The organism is Paraburkholderia sp. SARCC-3016, from assembly GCF_031119615.1.
Lineage (GTDB): Bacteria > Pseudomonadota > Gammaproteobacteria > Burkholderiales > Burkholderiaceae > Paraburkholderia.
This window is the reverse complement of sequence record NZ_JAVHZD010000020.1, coordinates 132,464-150,126: the sequence shown is the minus strand read 5'-3', so window position 1 is coordinate 150,126 and position 17,663 is coordinate 132,464. Positions and strand designations below refer to the sequence as shown.

The following is a 17,663-nucleotide window of genomic DNA, read 5'->3' as shown; positions in this document are numbered from 1 at the left end:
CCGACCACCTGCGCGGCGCTGCCGTCCTGGCGCGCATAGGCAGTGTTGATCGCCTGCGCAAGCTCGTCGGCCGGCATGCAAACCAGCGACACCTTCGAGAGATTGCGCGACACCTCGGCAATCGCCGAGATCGGCGTGCGGTCGCTGATCCAGACTTCGATCGTGCCGTCGTCGTGCTGATTCGCGAGCAGGATCTGACCGTTGCGCGCGAAACCATAAGGCAGCATCCGCGATGTATCGATTCGCGCGGGTTCGCGCGGTTCAGCAGCGGGCGCAGCGATAGCGCTGAACACGGCTTCGTCCGTCATGGCTGATCCGTTCTTTGGAAATTGCCCGTTGCAGAAGAGGACGGATCGATGAGAGGGGTCGCGCCCGGCGGCTGTGCAACGGAGACCATTGGGGCGCCGACCACTACGTTCGGCGTATTGCTGCTCACGTTCGGCGCGGCGCTCGAGGGCGGATCCGCCACCGCACCCGAAGCAGGCGCCGCCCCTACCGGCTTAGCCGGCGGCGGCGGTGGTGGCGGCGGTGGCGCCGGCCGCGTCATCCGGTTCAGATCGAAAAGCCCATCCTGCGCCGGCACGCCTTGCGCGGGCGATGGCGCGGGCGGCGGCAGCACCGGCACATCGTGATCGCGAATGATGCGGTTATCGGTAGGCAGATCCGTAGTCTGTCGCCGCACATAGTCATAGCGATTCGCGGAAATATCGGCCAGCGTCTGACCATCGCGAACAATCACGGGCCGCAAAAACACCATCACATTAGTCTTCGTGCGGGCTTTGTTTTCTGCGCGAAACAGCGAGCCGATCAGCGGCAGATCGCCGAGCAGCGGCACCTTGTTGTTGCCGTCCGCGTAGTTGTCCTGGATCAGCCCGCCGAGCACGACGATTTCGCCGTCGTCGGACAGCACCGTCGACTGCACCGAGCGTTTGATGATCGTCACGCCGCCCGGGTTGTTGATCGACGTCTGATCGACCGACGAGTCTTCCGAATAGATCTGCAGCTTGATCGTGCCGCCCTGCGTGATTTGCGGCTTGACGTGCAGCACGATGCCGACGTCTTCGCGATCGAACGTGTTGAACGCGCTGACGTTGCCGCTCGTCACCGTGGTTCCCGTCGCGATCGAACCGGTCTGAATCGGCACGTTCGAGCCGACCACGATGCGCGCTTCTTCGTTGTCGAGCGTGATCAGATTCGGCGACGACAGAATGTTCGCGTCGCTGACCGTCGAGAGCGCCTGCACGAGCGCGCCCAGCCCGAAGAAATTGCCGAACTGGTGAATCAGCCCGATATTGACGCCGTTATTGAGCAGCGTGGTGGACGCGAGAGTCGACAGATTCTGCGCAATCGACTGGCCCTGCGCGGTCAGGTTCACGATGCCCTGGCTCGTCGACGTATTGAAGTTCGTCGAGCCGTACAGAATGTTGTTGCCGCCGCCCGACTGCACCGCGCCTTGCCATTGCACGCCAAGATTCGCAGCCGACGTCGCGCTCATCTCGACGATCATCGCTTCCAGATAAACCTGCGCGCGGCGCACGTCGAGCTGGTCGATCACGTTGCGCACGTTCTGGTAGACGGGCTCGGGCGCGGTGATGACGAGCGAATTCGTCGCGGGGTCCGCCTGAATCAGGCCGTTCGTTCCGTTGTCGCTGCCGAAGCCGCCGCCACGCGCGCCGGCGATCAGTCCGCCCTGGCCGCCGGGACCGCCGCTCGCGCCGCTGCCATAGGTCGACCCGCCGCTGCTGCTATCCGATGAACCGGGCAGCGGCGGCAAGCCCGCGGTGCCCGTCGACGACGACATGCCGCTGCTCGATCCGCTGCTACTGCTGCCGTTCTTGCTGCCGAAGCCGCCGTTGCCGTCGTTGAAGCTTTTCGAGCCCTTATCCGAATCGGACGCGCTATCGCCGCCGCCCAAACCGAGCATGCCGCGCAGCACTTTCGCGAGCTCCGCGGCGTTCGCGTTCTGCAGCCGCACGACGTGCATATTGCCGGGCGTGCGCGTCGGTGCGTCGAGCTGCGCGATCAGCGCTCTAGCATCGCGGATGCGGCCCGGGTCGCTGGCACGCAGCAGCAGCGCGTTGATGCGCGGGTCCGCGGTAACGGACACCTTGAGCGTCGCATCGGTGTTGCCGATGTTGCTCGGGTCGAGCATCTTCTGCACGACCGGCTCGAGGTCGACCGCACTTTCGTGATTGAGCGGCACGACGGCCACTTTCTGCGCCCCACCTCCGCCGCCATCGACGCCCGCGATGATGTCCGCGATGCGGCGCACGTTGTCCGCGTAGTCGGTGACGATCAGCGTGTTGTCGGCCGGATAGGCGGCGATCTGGTTGTTGGGGCTGACGAGCGGCTTCAGCGCGGGCAGCAGGCTGTTTGCCGAGCCGTTGCGCAGGCGAAAGACCTGTGTGATGACCTGATCGCCGCGCGCTTTCGGCGTGTTGCCAACATAGGTGGGCACGCCTTGCAGCTTCGCGTCCGCTTCGGGCACGACCTTGAGGATGCCGCCATCGCGCACGAGCGAGAAGCCTTGCATACGCAGCGCGGACTCGAGCGTTTTGAGTGCGAGTTCCTTGCTGACGGGGTTATCGGAAACGAGGTTGAGCTGCCCTTTGACGCGCGGGTCGACGATGATCGTGGTGTCGGTGGCGGCGCCGATGGCCTTCGCGACCTGGCTGATATCGACGTTCGAAAAGCTGAGGTTGACCTGCTGCTGCTGTGACTGTGGCTGTGCACGCGCGAGCGGATTCGACAGCAGGCTGAGAACCAGCATCGTGCAGGTAGCGGCAGCGGAGCGACGGCGGAAACGGGAGCGTGTGCGTGTCATAGACCTGAATTCGATGCCGGGCATGCGGCGCGGGCCGATACGGACGCGCAGGCGCGATGCGGCGCGTGACTCGCAAAGCCGTTGCGTTCGATGCGACGCATCTGGATTCGCCGGCAAAGACTAAGCAGCGCACCAGAGCAATTTTGTGACAGGTGTTGCGTAACATTTTGACGCCGCCGTTTCAGGCATGGCGGGTGTGGTGATTTGTGGTTATTTGCGTGGTCCGCTTGGGGTTGGGTTTAAAACGGCCACAGGTGATTTAAATGTTCGATCGTCTAGACGAGTTAAAACGGATTTAAGGTTTTATGCGGGTCTTCGATAAGATTTATTGCCGCAATGATTGTTTGGCGGCTCTTTTGGTTTGTTTGAACGGGTAAGGCAAGTTGTGGTGCATGCGAAGTTATCGCGCATCGGTTCGCGCGTTGGGTCGGCGCGCCGAACCTTACGGAATAAGGTTCGGCGGCTTGCCCAGCAAGGCTGCCTGCCGACATGGCACGCGCTGTCGCGGGCGCGCATGGACAGCCTTGTCAAGGATGGCGCTTAGCTTCCATTTAAAGTCGCTATTCAATTCGAATGTCTATCGGCCAATTGGCGCAGGCAAAATGTTACGGACCATCCGTTACTAAAAATTCACGCTCATTCCGCCAATTAACGTCTAAATTGCTCCACGCAGTCGACGCAATCGCGTCACTGTTTCACAGCTGGTTCCCCCGTTATCTTCACTTGAAGGAATTTTCATGAAATCCAGTAAGCGTAAGATCAGCCTGGCTGTAGCACTGGTTCTCTCGGGCTTTGGCGTTGCTTCGGCAGCAATGGCTCAAACGGCTCCGTCGCTGCTCGGCGGTGGCTCGACGCTCGTTCAGCCGACGATCGGTTCGGAAAGCGCAGCTTTCCCGGTTGCCGACGGCAAGATCACGTACTTCGGCGTTGGCTCGGGCGCTGGTCAATCGGCGTTCCTGAACAACGACTCGACGCAATTCAGCGCAGGCCTCAGCGCCACGGTGAACTTCGCGAACAGCGATGCACCGCTGTCGACGGCTCAGATCTCGACGTACCAGGCTGGCCGCGCTAAGACCGACGGCGCGCTGATCCAGATTCCGTACATCGTCACGCCGATCACGATTCCGCTCGTAAACGGTCCGACGGGCACGGGTCCGGCTCTGCCGAACAGCACGACGCCGACGGTTGCGCTCAATGACGCCGACCTCTGCGGCATCTTCTCCGGCAACTTCACGAACTGGAACCAGGTCACGAACCCGGACAATGGTTCGAAGTACCCGGCTGCCGCAATCACGGTGGTCTATCGTTCCGACAACAGCGGTACGACCGACCTGCTGACGGCTCATCTGGCCAAGGTTTGCCCGGCAGCCGGCACCTCGTCGATCACGTTCGTGGAAACGCAAGGCTTCGCGAGCCTGTTCCCGTCGTCGACGCCTCCGAGCAACTTCAAGCCGGCTTCGGGCAGCGGCGGTGTTGCAGCACTGCTGGATACCTTCAAGTCGCCTGGCACGGTAGCTGCCGTCGGTTACCTCAGCCCGGACTGGACGAATACGTCCCTCGCTCCGTCGAGCGCGTCGGCTGCGGCGAACCAACTGGCAGTGGCCAGCCTGCGTAACGCGTCGACGAACACGGACGTTATCCCGACGTTCGCGAACGCGACGGCAGCTGTAGGTACGGCCGGCGCGCCGACCGTCCTCACTGCCAGCAATCCGGCCGCATGGGTGCCGAACGCAAGCAACCCGACGACCGGCTACCCGATCTCGGGCACGAGCCAGATCATCGTCAGCCAGTGCTATGCAAACCATGGCAACACGCCGTCGGTTACGGCTTCGGTAGTGGACTTCCTCACGCAGCACTATTCGGCAAGCAACGCCACGCTGCTGCACAACAATGGCTTTGACAGCGTGCCCTCTGGCTTCCTGACGGCGATCACCAACGACTTCCTGACGAGCACGAATACCCTCGGTATCGGCAACTCGACGAAGTGCGGCGCGATCGCCGGCCGTTAATCGGCTGAAGCGCCTGGCGTCAAAGTGCGGCGTAATCGCCAGGCGCTGACTCGGACCCGCACATCAGCCGCCGCATGTTCCTACGACCGGATCATGCGGCCTCCCCCGTCGTCAGATCTTCCCCAACCCCTCTTGCTCCTTCGTACTCAACACCGCCTTCTGCGTCTGTCCGACTCCACCAAATCCAATAATGGAAACCGCGCTCGACGAGTCGTAGCCGACTTGTTGTGGCTTACGCTTCTTCGCGTTGTTATCGTCGTCATCGCCGAACCCTTCCACTCGCACCGAAATGATCCAGTGGCGGTGCGGAACGCCTGACGCATTGCGCTTCGCGATATCCTGCGCCATCTGGTTCACCGCCGAAGTCGTCGCGCCTGCCGCAGTTAGCGCGCCGGTATCTACCGCTGCCACCGTCGGTACACCCGTTTTCGTGCCTTGTGTCTGAATGTTGTCCGCATTCGCCACATGCAGCGCCGCAACGTTCAGGTTGCCGGACACGCGAATGCCCGCGTCGCCTGCATCGACAGTCCCGCGCGGCGCGACCAGGTCGACGTTGCCCGGCGTCGCGCCTGGAATGGTCTGCAGCGTTGCGATACCGGCCCCGGTCACTTCACCGCGCGCATCGACAGCACAGAAGTGGTTCGGATCGCACGCGAAGATCGGCGTCGGAACATCGGCCGACGACTTCGATCCTTTACCCGCGTTGATGTCGCCGTTCGAGCTCCAGATCGTCATATTGCCGCCCTGCTCGGTGAAGATGCGGCTTTGCGCGAGCAACACGCTCTGGTCGGTGAAGATGTTGATGTCGCCCTGCTCGAGCGTGAGAACGCCCATCGTCCCCGGCCCGGCGACCACCTGCCCGGAACTGTTAACGATTTCCGGCGGTGCGGACGTGCTGCCGACGAGTGCCTGACCTCCCGGACCAAATATCGAAACGTTACCGCCCTGCTGCGTCTGGATGGTCGTGCTACGGATATCGAGGTTACCGGTCTGAACCAGCTTGTTGGCGCCGTTCGTGCCGCCGTCCAGGCTATTAGCCGTGTAGCCGAGCGATGCGGGGAAAAGCGTATTGATTGCCTGATAGCCGCGCGCAAACTGGCCATGGAACGGACTGGCCGCATTGTTAAAGTCGTTGCCAACGTCGGTCAGCACGTTGAAGAGCACCTGCTGCGCAAAAATATGCTGCACAAAGGATGGCAACACTTGGAATTGCGCCCACGCTTGTGCCGCTGTTAGCGTACCGACGCTGTTCTGTGCTGCGGCATTGTCATGCGCCAGCCCAGTATCGACGCCCTGTCCAGCGTCGTACTGCTCCATGAAGGTGATCAGCGCAGGGGTTGCACTCGGCACGCCCGGTACAGAACTGGCCGGATCAATATAGGCCGAGATGAAACCGCTATAGTCAACCCCGGGACTGATACCGAACAGCACCTGTACGTTTGCGCTTTCGTGGGGCAGATTCGGATTGTCGGCATTGCCTACGGTTTCGATGCCAAGTACTGTCGGCAGGTTGGGCTTGATACCAAACGCATGCGAGTCAACGAACTGCTGTTCGTTTGTCAGGGGGCCGATATTGCGGCCTGCTTCGACGTCAAACGTGCCCGGGCCACCGAGCACCAGTCCCGGTACCGCACCGCTGTTATTCGGTGGCAACGGCGTATCTGCGATATCGCGCCCGGCGATAACTCTTGTGACGTCATCCTCTCGCAGATTCTGCCCCTGAAACGACAGATTAAGAATGTCCCATCCCGCCTGGATGAAGGCTGCCTTGTCGACCACCAGCGCGAGAAGGTCGTCATAGAAGCCGGCAGTCGCACCTGTCGACTCGAGGAAGCCGTCGACAATGCTGCCATTAAGACTGTAGACGCGCACCGGATTTGTATCGTCTGCATGCAGCGGAGTCTGCGCGTGGGCGGCAGACCCGATATCGTCCGGGAGTGGAACCGGTGCATCCGGATCGAGCGGGGACGGCATTGCTGAAGGATCAATGTCCAGCATGCCAAACACGGGGCTGGCTCCCTGGCGACTAGAATTGTTGCTAACCGTGTCGTTCAAATTGATCGTCTGATCCGCAATCAGACTCAGATTCCCTGTCGCAGACGGGAAAAGAGATCCACCAGACTGAACCGTAATGCCGCCGGTGAACGCGGTCAGATCCACCGTCGCAGGCAAAACGTTACTGGCGGGAGTCGAGATCATATTGACGAGCGGCCGCAAGGCCGTCACGTCGAGCGTACCGAACAGGATATCTCCCGTCGTCGACTCGACATTCAATGCTGACGACGCCGAGTAACCCTGCCCATCTCCCCCCGCAAAATACGATGGATCAACGACTGCGCCTATATCCACTCCCTGCCGGGCAGTGATGTCGAACACCCCGTCTTGTGCAGCAAAGATAGGGGCCACAGACCTTGGAACAGGCTGCGACGAAAGCGATGGCACCGTCAAGTCAAAGCCGATCTGTCCGCCTGCTGTAATCGTTCCCGTGCCCTTCGCGACGAAGTAGTCACCGCTAAAGAGGTCGCCGCCAGCCGTGACAGTGAGATTGCCGCCCCCTACCGTGTTGACCGTCGGGCTGCTGGTGTTCGCGTTCGTTAGATACCAGGTGGTCGGCAACGATACCGCGAGGTCCGAAATGTTTCCGCCCGCACTGATCGAGACATTTCCGCCGAGGCTCATCACGCCCTGATCGAATGCGCCGAAGTTGATCGACGTTTGCACCGTCTGCTGCTGGCCCGCCGGGCCGACCGGCCCGGACACGTTGCCGGTTTGCATCCATGATGCCCAGAACTGACTGATATTCTCGCCCGCATTGCCGGTCACCGCGCCCGTTGTGTCGACAACATTCTCAAGGCCGTTGATATCGCCCTGCGCATGGATCGAGATATCGCCTGCCGAGTCTGGATTGACAGGTGTGGTTACAACTAGATCCGGGCGGCCCTGATTGGGACTACCTGGCAGGAACGATGCTGTGGGATTTACAGTCGGAGAATCCGCAGCGGGCGCCCCTGCCGTATAGATGACACCAGGCACGATCAGGTCATCCGGATTCTCCGTCGGATCGAACAACGAAACATCGTTTGCCGCCGCTACGTCGATCGACCCGGTGCCCGTGCGAACCATCGTCGGCACGAGCACGACGCCGCCGTCCGGATCGACGAACTGGAATTGCCCGCTGAGTGTCACATTGCCACGCTGAGCGGACTTCACCACCTCCGCCGCCTGCAGCGCGAGCGGATTCGCGCTTTCGAAATTCGCACCCGCAACCAGCCGGAAGGTCGAACTGGAACCGCCATTCAACGTCGCCGAGAGTGTCGGCAATGGGTTTGCAGCCGAAGCGACCGGCGCCGGGGTATTGTCGGTTACCGCCGGCCCGGAGACCGTGACGATCGAGCCGCCGGTAGTCGGGGTGCCATTGGTGACGACGTTAACAGGCTCCGGTATGGGGGGAGCGGGTAACTGGATGAGGGCGCCAGTCGAGAGATTAGTATCGAGGTAAGCCTCATATTGATTCAGATACAGCAGATAGAGACCGGGAGTGTTCGCCTGATCCCCACTGGATGGCGGCGCCGGCGCCACCGCCGCCGGGCCCGGGCTAGCAAGCAATGCAGCAATACCCTGCACATTGACAAACCCCGGCACTATCGGAATGGGCGCGAGCAGGAAGTCCTCATACGCCCTGTAAAGAGCGTAGTACTCCTGGATCATGGCCTCCGTGGTCGGATCGCTCGACGATAAGTCTTGCGGCAACTGGACAATAGTGCCCAGATAACCACTAAGCGGACCACTTCCATATGGGTTCGCTGTCGGATCGCTAAGCAGGTTGACGACAGTCGTATAGTCCGTACTGTCCGGCAAGAAAACGGACACCGGCGGCGTAGCAGGGTTTGCAATCTGGAAGAACCCGTCGGTCAGGCTAGCCTTCACATTCAGGTCGTGCTCGGCGCGGAACGTAATAACCGGCGCCTGGCCGTTAAAGCGAAATGCGAGATTTGTCGGTGACGTGCCCGCCCCGAGGTTCCAGGTCGTCAGGACGGAAATATCGCCGTTGTTGATCCGCGCGTCAGGGTTATCGAGTTCGATGCCTGGCGTGACTGCGAAATTCTGGAAGTTCGAGAAACGCGACGCTACCGAAGACGCAAGCGAGAAGTTCTCGACAAAGCCCATCAGCGTACCGGGCGTTGCCGTGGTCGGATCGCCGTTCGTCGGCGCTACACCGTTCAGGTAGCCATAGAAGGTCTCGTGCGCGGTATTCGCCGCACCCGGGTCAGGGGTGAAGAAATCGTTTTTCAGATAATCCGCCAGTTGATCCGGCGTCGGCGGCGGCAATGGGTTACCGTTCTGGTCGGTCCAACTGCCCGATACCATCGATGGCGGACCGCCGTCCTGCACGGTGGAGTTGTACCAGCCAGCCGGATCGACCACACCGTCGAAGTGCTGGGCCGCGCCGTTCGTGAGCGGATCGTCGGTGCTCCACACCGCGTAGGCCTCGAGCGTGGTCGCACGCGAGCCTTTGATCTGTGCAGTCGGCGCAATCGTCACGTTCACGTCGCCGTTTTCGAGCAGCGGTGCGCGGAAGTTCACCGTGCCGCCGGACAGGCCGCCCGCAGTCCCCCCTGACACATCGATCACCGCATTCGCGCCCAGCGTGATGACGCCCGAGTTCGTCGCCGATACGCTTTCGAACCCATAAGTCGGATCGAGCTGCACAACGCCGTTCACCGTATCCGGATTCGCACTCGTGCCAATGTTCACTATGCCGCCGCGCTCCGTCGCGCTGGCACCCGTCGCAATCAGCGAGCCCTCGATATCGACGCCGCTCTTGCCGAACAGGTCGATCTCGCCGCCGGCGATACCGGACGCGTTGATCGTACCGCTGATAATAACCTTACCCTCGTCCGAGTTCTCACCGCCCGCGCCACCATCGGCCGTGAGCGAGACCTGATGTGCGGTAATCGTATTGCCAGCGGAGAGCGTCAGGTTGCCCGCATTCGTCTGCACCGAGACCACGTTGTTCACGCCACTTGATGCAAGTGTGGACGCAAGGCTGTCGAGATCGACCGCGCCACCTGTATCGAGCGAGAACGAACCGCCCAGGAAGCCCGTTGCGGCACTGCCCTTGAGTGTGCCATTCAGGTTCACGACCTGATCCGGCGCCGAGAGCGACACGCTGCCTGCTCCACCGCCGCCGCTCGCACCCGAGAAGTCGAGTGTCGCACCGCTTTGCACATTCACGCTGCCCTGGTCCGCCGTCAGCGTGATCGAGCCCGCCGGTGCGAATACGGGCAGATCGAAGAACTGCTTCGAGACGCCCGCCGAGCTGACAAGCGAGCCGGTGCCGATGGTCAGATCGCCGGTGGTCGCTTCGAGCGTCACGTTGCCTGACGGCGCCTCGATCGTCGCGCCATTGTCGTTGAGCGTGCCGCCCGTGAACGAGATTTCTCCACCAACCGGTGTCAGGGGGAGCGCCGTACCGGTAGCCGCATTCAGCGTCAGCAAACCGGTCGTCGTGATGTTTTGATTCGAGCTGGTGTCGGCGAGGTAAACCGGTGCACTGATCGTCACCGGCAGCGCGCCGAAATCGAACGTGCCCGTGTTCTGGCCGACAATGCCGCCTGTCGCGTTGAACACGGCCGAGCCGAAGCCCGCAGTCGTCTTGTCGCCCGTGCCGAAGTCGATTTCGTTGGCGTTGACCGTCAGCGTGCCGCTACCGGCTGCGCCGTTCGTCGCCGGGCCGCCCAGCTCATTCGTGAATTCGATCTGCTTGCCGTTCAGCGTCGTCGCGCCGCCATCGCTCACGAACAGGCCCGCGCTCAGGTCGACGTTCGGACCGAAGGTCACATCGACGTTGCCGTCGAAGTTCATTGCGCCCGAACTGCGCAGGATCAGCAGTTGTGCGTTCGACAGTTGTGCAAGCTGTGCCGCGCCGATCACGAAGCCCGGCAGGGAAGCCGCGGCTTCGCCCGACTGGTCCGTGAACGTAATCGCGGAGCCGTCCACCGCGATGGTGTTGCCGGAGAACGTTGCGGTCGGGTCGAACTTCAGGTTGCCCGACGAATCGAGCGCGAGCGACTGACCGCCGGTCAGCGTCGCGCCGGCGCCGACCGTCAGCAGGCCGGGGTTCGTTGATGCATCCGTTGTGTCGAGGCGCGTCACCACTGCATCTGCGCCATTCGACACACGCAGGAGCGCGCCGTCGCCCGATACCGCGCCCGTGCCATCACTGCCCGCCACCGCGCCAATGGTGATCGGCAGATCTTTCGCCGCCGGGAAGGTGCCTTGTGCCTCGATCACGCTGCCCGCGTCGATGCGCAGTCCAGTCTTCGCATTCGCATCGGCGCCGCTCGGGTCCGTCTTCGTGACGAGCAGAATCTCGGGTCCGGTCAATGGATCCGATGCATCGTTCGAGACCACCACGCTGTTGGAAATCGCGTCGATCGTGAAGCCGCTATTCGTCTGCTTGCGCGTTCCGCCGATCAGCAGACTGCCCGCGTCAAGCGCATCGAGCTGGTCCGCGCTGATCTGCAGATAGCCCGGCAAGGCGGCTTCGCCATTGCCGATAATCTGGATGTCCTGCGAGGCGATATCGACTTCCGCCGGCGCGCCGCCGGGGCCCGCCGCGGTATCGAGCTTTGCGCCGAGCGACAGCCCGGTCTTTGCCGACAGCACCAGCTGGCCCGCATCGACCGGCAGTTGCGGCGTGACGTTGCCTGCATTGGCCGCGAGGTTCGGGAAGAACGCGTTGGCGCTCGTGAACGTGAATTGCGAGTACTGCTGCCACACCTTGCCCGACTGCACGTCGAACAGCGTCGGCGTCGCGCTGCGCGTGCCGGACAGCGAATTGCCGAAGTAGCCGCCCACCTGGACCGTACCGTCAGGCAGCGTCTGGCTCGCGCCCGGTGCAACCGGGCCAGTGGCAGACGATACCGTTACTCTGAACGCACCCGGCAGCGTCGCATACATGCCCGGCAGCAGCGTGTAGAAGCCTGCTGGCAGGCCTGGCACGCCCGACAGATAGACGGACTGCCCCACCGCGTTGTTCAGCCCGGCCTGGCCCACACCATTGCTCTTTGTCGTGGTGCTTGCCGAGCCGTTAGGGTTAGTCGACGGCTGCAGGTTCTGCGCAAACATCGGGTCATATGCGGCGACTGGCGACTGCTTGCCGGGCAGGATCGCGTAGACGTTCGACCCGTTTGCCGTCACCGGTACCGCGGTGCCGCTCGCATTCGACGCAAAGCTCACGCTGAACTGCTGCAAGAGATTGCGCGTGCCGCCGGTGCCTGCGACGAACTCCTGCGCCTGCAGATCGCCGCCACCCGACAGGTCGATGGTCGCGCCCGCATCGAGCGCCACGTTGCTGCCGTTAGCACCCACGAACTTCGAGGGCGGTGCAGTGATATCGGGTGCCGCGTTTGCATTCGGGACCGGATTGAACTGCCATTCAACACCGTCGACCGTTGTGCCGAACGGAATGATCGCGCCTTCTTCCGATACCGACGTCAGACTGCCGCTCGCGAACGTGACCGAGTTTGTCGAGACCAGCGGCGCCGGGGAGCTGGTGCCCCAGTTGAACTGGGCCAGCGTAGCGGCATCGTTCGAATCGCCGACACCGAAAATCAGGCTGCCGGCCGGGGCGCGTACCGTGCCAGCCTGCACGATATCGGTCGCGTCGACCAGCAACGTGCCGCCCGCCGACAGCGGTACGTCCGAGGCGCCGTTCGCCTCAAACGTGATGTTAGTCGGCGCGCGGTCACCATTCGCATCGGTGGTGGGGCCGACCGCATCGAGAATGAACGTCGAGCCGGTGGACGGATACAGGTCCGCTGCCTTGAACGTCAGATTACCGGGCGTGAAAAGCACGCCAGGTTCAAGTGTGTTGTTGGTTGCGTTGCCATTCGTCGAGCTCAGCCGGATATCTCCGCTGCTCGTGAAATTCGCCTGCCCGAAGTTGTTCAGCTGGAACTGGTTTTCCAGATCGATGAACGACGCGTTGACGTTCAGCGTGCCATCGCCTAGAGCAAAAACGGGGAAGACAGGTGTGCCGGCTGAGCCGACAAATGTGGGGCCGACGAACGCAACGTAGGGCAAGTCGGAGGCCAAGCGGTCTTAGGAAGACAAAACATTCTACCAACTCCTTGGCTCACAGAACGACATGGCTACGATCCGACTTGCGTCGTGGTCGACGACAGCTGACTGATCGCATTGCTGCCCAGTGCAGCGACTGTCTGCGCATTGATGACGACCGCCTGCGCCAGGTTCAGATTCACGTTGCCACTGAACGCGATCGGCACAGTATCTTGCGTTGCTGAATTGGCTGGCGCGCCGAGCACAAGCGTCGAGACACCCGATCCGTCAAGGCGGTCGGCTGCAAACTGCAGCACGCCCGCCGGTGTTCCGATGGCTGAAGCGAAGCTATCCCCGGGCTGGAGGCCCGCAGGCACGAATTCCCCGCTCTGCTGAATAATCAGCGCAGTCGCGCCGGGCAGTAGAGGCTGGTCGCCCCCCACGCCGAACGGCGTACTCGACACGGCTGGATCGAACATGATCGACAGCGTACCGCCTTGCGCCAGCGGCGCACCGCCGCGTGCGTCGAGCGTGCCGTCGAAAAGCAGGCCGCTCGAGGCTACCAGCGTGATCGAACCCGCATCGCTCCACACGGGCTGCGACACAAACTGCCTGTTCGCCTGGAACTGATCGAAATTCGCCGACGCGCCCGACACGTCGATGCGCGACCCGGCCTGCGCGACGATGTACCCTGAATCGTCCGAGATGGTTACCGAACCGCCAGCGAGCACCTTGCCTGTGACCGGAACGATCGTGCTCAGGCCATTCTGCACCGGCGCGGCAAACGGATCGGTCAGTGCGACGCCCGCGACGTCGAGCAAGGAGTCGGGGCCAAGCCACACCGACTTGCCAGGGCCCGTAAAGATCCCTCCGGCACCGTCGTATTGCCCGGTCAGCTCGAATGATGAGCCGTGACCGCTATCGGCAATCAACGCGATCGAGCCGCCCGGTGCGATCAGCGAGCCCAGCACGGTGACCTGCGCAGGCGAGCCCAGACCGATGCTCGCACCCGCATCTGCGACAACGGACGCGCCTTCGCCAATTGTCACCGCGCCGGTGACGCCCGGGTAGTCGGGCACGACTGGCGGCGCCCCCCCCGTCGAGTTGTTTGTGACGTGCCACGCGGCATAACCACCGGCCGTCAAAACAAGATCAGTCGGCTGCCGGTCGAATGCATCGGTGGTGCCGACTGTCGTCAGCCCGCCCTCGGACAGGTTGGCTCCGCTCGCGGTCTGCTGCAAGGCCTGTACATTGGGAAACAGGTTCTGCTGCGTCACATCGACTGTTGCGCCGGGCGCAACGGTTGCGTCGAGATACGCGTTCAGCACGTAGTTGCCGAAACCCTGCCGCGCGAAGAAGTCAGTCGGCAACACGGTTGCGTACGACGGCGCCGAAGCCGGGTCGCCGCCAATCTGGATACCGAGCACCTCGAGCGTGAGCGTGCCGCCGCCTGAGAAGCCGAAGCTGCGGATCGTGCCATCCATATGCAACAGCGGATCGGTCGGCAGCACCGCGGGGTAGCCCGCCTGGTCGAGTAGCGTCTGTAACGTGACGCTGCCGCCCTTGCCCTGGGCAATGCCGTTGTTCATCAGCATCTGGCCGTTGGCCTGGACCTCACCGCCGCTCGATACATCGATCAGACTGCCCGGCTGCAGGTCGACTCCGTATCCGGCGCCTAATATCACGCTGCCGCCGTTGATGAACTCACTGTCGCCCGTCGTCGTGCCGGCTGCAAACTGCGTGTCGTTGTTCACCCATTGGCCGGCCGTGCTCAGTATCGCATCGGGGCCCAGGACGATGTTGCCCTCGGTCGGGGTGGCCGTGAACGTTGAATTCTCCGAAAGCAAAATCGATATGGTGCCGGACGGGACGACCAGGTGGCCATCGATCTGCGCGTTCGCGACATTCGGCGCTTTCAGCGTCAACGAACCGCCAGGCTGCAGATTGAGCTGGGTTCCGGCAGGCACGACAAAGCCCGTGCCTCGCACGTTGTCTTCCGTGACGTTCACGTTCGCGAAGCCGCCGTCGGACAGCGTCGAGGTCGGCACGACCGTGTTGGCCAGCACATTGTTCGGATCGGTCGCGGACAGCGCGTTCTGTGCGGCCGTATCAATCGGTGTGTCGATCGAGAAGTTTGCCGCAAGGTTATCCAGCTGCGGCGCGCTGTTCTGCAGGATGACCGTGCCGGATAAACCCTTGGCCTCAGTGTTGGCGCCTTGGGTAAGGGCAGCGAGACTGCCCGGCACATTTGAGGACGGATCCGCTCCGAGGTTGAAAGTGCCGCCTGTGGCCTGGTTGTTGTCCTGCACCTGCTTCGAGCCGCTCAGCGCCTGCGCGGTGATATCGCCATCGAGCACCATGGAACTCGACGCGAAAATGTTCAGCGTGCCGGCATTGCCGCCAACGATAAAGTCGCCCTCGAACGTGCCGCCCGACAGCAGCGGGTCGAAGTACGAATTCGAGATGCCCCAGCGCGGATGGTTGTCGACGAACTGCCCGGCGATTCCCACATAGGTGTCGTTCGGACTGGCCTGCCCGATCGGCACGATCGCCCCGCTCGAGTCGATCAGGCGTGTCGGGTTGACCATGCCGCCGAGGAAATGGACATAGCCGCCGTTCAGGTTCAGCGACGAACCCGCGGCGGTCATCACCTCGTTACCCGCCAGCGTCACCGTGCCGCCGTTGACCAGCAACTGGTCGACCGTGCGCGGAATCAGGCTCACAAGACCGGCGAGGTTGAGCAGCGGGCTGCCGACCCATTGCACGCCGTCGCTGCGCGTGCCCGACAGCGTGCTGTCCACCACCACATTCTTCAGGCCGAACAGAAAGCCGTCGCGCAATAGGGGCGAATCGGCCAGTTCGTTGCCACCGATCAGCGGCACGGTCACAAGCGACTGGGCGATCGGCAGTTCGACGTTCGAGAGCCCCGACACGTCGATCGTCGCGCCGCTATCCAGAAGAATGCGGCCCGGTACAGCGGTATCTCCCGGGGGCGTCGCATCCAACGCCGCCGAAGGCGTGAGCGCGGCGACCGACACGGTCGAACCAGGCGCTTCGATCAGCGAACCCGACTGGAACCACACCGAGCCCGCCGTCATGTTGACGCTGCCCGGCGTGAAGGTCGTGCCCGGCGCGGAGGTTGCCGTCTCGCCGTCCGTGTCGGGCATGACCGTCGTCACCGAACCCGGGCCGAAGGTCAGCAGGCCTGCGCGGTTCGTACTGTCCGCACCTCCACCCTCGGCCGTGGTCACCAAGGTCTGGCCGGGATAGGCCGTTCCACCAGGCGTGTTCGCCGGGTTCTCGTCGACTGTCGAAATTGTGATGTTGCCCGGCGTGTTCACGCTCGTCGTCACACCCACCACGCCGTTCTGCGCGACGCTACTGCCGAGCAGATCCACCGTGCCGCGCGCGGCCTGAATGATGCCGGTATTGACGAGAGAGCCTGCCGGCGTAATGTCGACGGAATCGACCTGGTCGATGGGTACCACAAGTTGCCCGCTGATCTCGGGCAAAAACTGCTGCGGAGCCAGTGGATTCGGGCTCAAGGCCACGCCCACACCGGCCGCCAGTATCACCTGACCGCCGGTCGCCGTAATGCTGCCGCCGTTCGTCACATTCGGCGCGGCGATCATCACGAAGCCGCCATCACTCACCGTGCCTTGTGTCTGCGTGGTGATCGACGCGCCCTGCTCGATCGTGATGTTGCCCGGCAGCACGTAGTCGGTCGCCGAATTCACCTTGACCCGATTGCCAAGTCCGAGCACTTCGTTTGGCGCACCCGTTTGGCCACTGCTGCCCTGCACCACCGATTCCAACGCTGCCAACCCGCCTTGCGTCCCCGGCTGCATGTTCAGGAACAGCTTGTTGCTGCTCACAATGTCGCTCGGGCCCTGCGTCGGCGTATCCGTCGTATTGAGCAGATCCAGCGACGACGCGAGCAACGAGTGCACGTTAACCTGCGACCCCGCCCCAAACAGAATGCCGTTGCGGTTCACCACGAACACCGATCCTTCGGCTTTCACATTGCCGAGAATCTGGCTCGGCCGGCCCGTCGGATCCATGATCCGGTTCAGGATCACCCAGTTGTTCGCGCCATTGGACTGCGTACCCGCGGACTGGTTGAAATACAGCGTCGTCTGCTTGCCGACGTTCATCGTCGTCCACGTCGCCACTGCATTCTGCGAAGTCTGATCGACTTCAACCGTTACGTGGCCACTCGAGTCGACGCCCTGCTTCGGCGCATTCGCGTTGATCCACAGATTCGGGTTGTTCAGATTCGACGTCGCAGCGGTGGGCGTGCCATCCGCATTGAAAGTGACACCCTGCCCCACCTGCAATCCGCCCGGCGCCAGGCCGTTCGGCACGTTCGCCGCATTCGCCGCCGCGGCCGCAGCCGCCGCCTGCTGAGCCGCAATCTGTTGCGCGATGCCGTGCGCCGCGTTCGCGAGATTGCGAATCGACGGCTGGCTCGCCTGCAACGCCTGCTGCGGCGATATCCCGAGATTCGGGATCCCGCCGCCGCCCGCACCACCTGTGCTCCCCGGCACGCGACCGCCCGCCGAACCGAGATTGATCATGCCCGCATGCGCGTGCGCGGCGAAGCCTGCTGCGACCATCACCGCAATCGCCCGGCACACTGGCCGGACATTCGCCCTCAATACGATCGGTGACTGGTGTACGTGTTTTTCTACGCGCGCGCGTGCCGCCATTTCTGCTTCCCCGAACACAAATTTGTCGCTCGCCTCCACGGTGCGCTGAACGCACTG

The 17,663-nt window shown here is 62.7% G+C and carries 4 protein-coding genes and 1 pseudogene; 1 reads left to right on the top strand and 4 read right to left on the bottom strand.

The window, feature by feature from the left end; all coding sequences use genetic code 11:
* Together QYH69_RS20910 and gspD are read right to left on the bottom strand one after the other, a co-directional pair.
* A pseudogene (locus QYH69_RS20910) lies at window positions 1-308 on the bottom strand (type II secretion system protein GspE); the annotation flags it as partial.
* The gene (gene gspD / locus QYH69_RS20905) at window positions 305-2,770 is read right to left on the bottom strand and encodes a type II secretion system secretin GspD (RefSeq protein WP_308833707.1); all 2,466 of its coding nucleotides are present in this window, start codon (window positions 2,768-2,770) and stop codon (window positions 305-307) included. The gene gspD and the pseudogene QYH69_RS20910, both read right to left, overlap by 4 nt.
* A gap of 791 nt (window positions 2,771-3,561) precedes the next feature.
* Here gspD and QYH69_RS20900 point away from each other — a divergent pair.
* Window positions 3,562-4,833 carry a substrate-binding domain-containing protein gene (locus QYH69_RS20900; RefSeq protein WP_308833706.1) on the top strand — a complete coding sequence of 424 codons (1,272 nt, stop codon included), beginning with the start codon at window positions 3,562-3,564 and terminating at the stop codon, window positions 4,831-4,833.
* Window positions 4,834-4,944: 111 nt separating this feature from the next.
* Here QYH69_RS20900 and QYH69_RS20895 read toward each other — a convergent pair whose 3' ends face one another.
* On the bottom strand, window positions 4,945-12,933 hold the full coding sequence (locus QYH69_RS20895; protein ID WP_308833705.1) for a filamentous haemagglutinin family protein: 7,989 nt from the start codon (window positions 12,931-12,933) through the stop codon (window positions 4,945-4,947).
* Window positions 12,934-12,989: 56 nt separating this feature from the next.
* The gene (locus tag QYH69_RS20890; RefSeq protein WP_308833711.1) at window positions 12,990-17,513 is read right to left on the bottom strand and encodes a filamentous hemagglutinin N-terminal domain-containing protein; all 4,524 of its coding nucleotides are present in this window, start codon (window positions 17,511-17,513) and stop codon (window positions 12,990-12,992) included.
* Window positions 17,514-17,663: the final 150 nt, after the last annotated feature.

What these genes read in the sequence shown, in the direction of transcription:
- gspD (WP_308833707.1), bottom strand. Translation starts at nt 2,770, where the DNA reads ATGCTGGTTCTCAGCCTGCTGTCGAATCCGCTCGCGCGTGCACAGCCA.
- QYH69_RS20900 (WP_308833706.1), top strand. Translation starts at nt 3,562, where the DNA reads ATGAAATCCAGTAAGCGTAAGATCAGCCTGGCTGTAGCACTGGTTCTC.
- QYH69_RS20890 (WP_308833711.1), bottom strand. Translation starts at nt 17,513, where the DNA reads ATGGTCGCAGCAGGCTTCGCCGCGCACGCGCATGCGGGCATGATCAAT.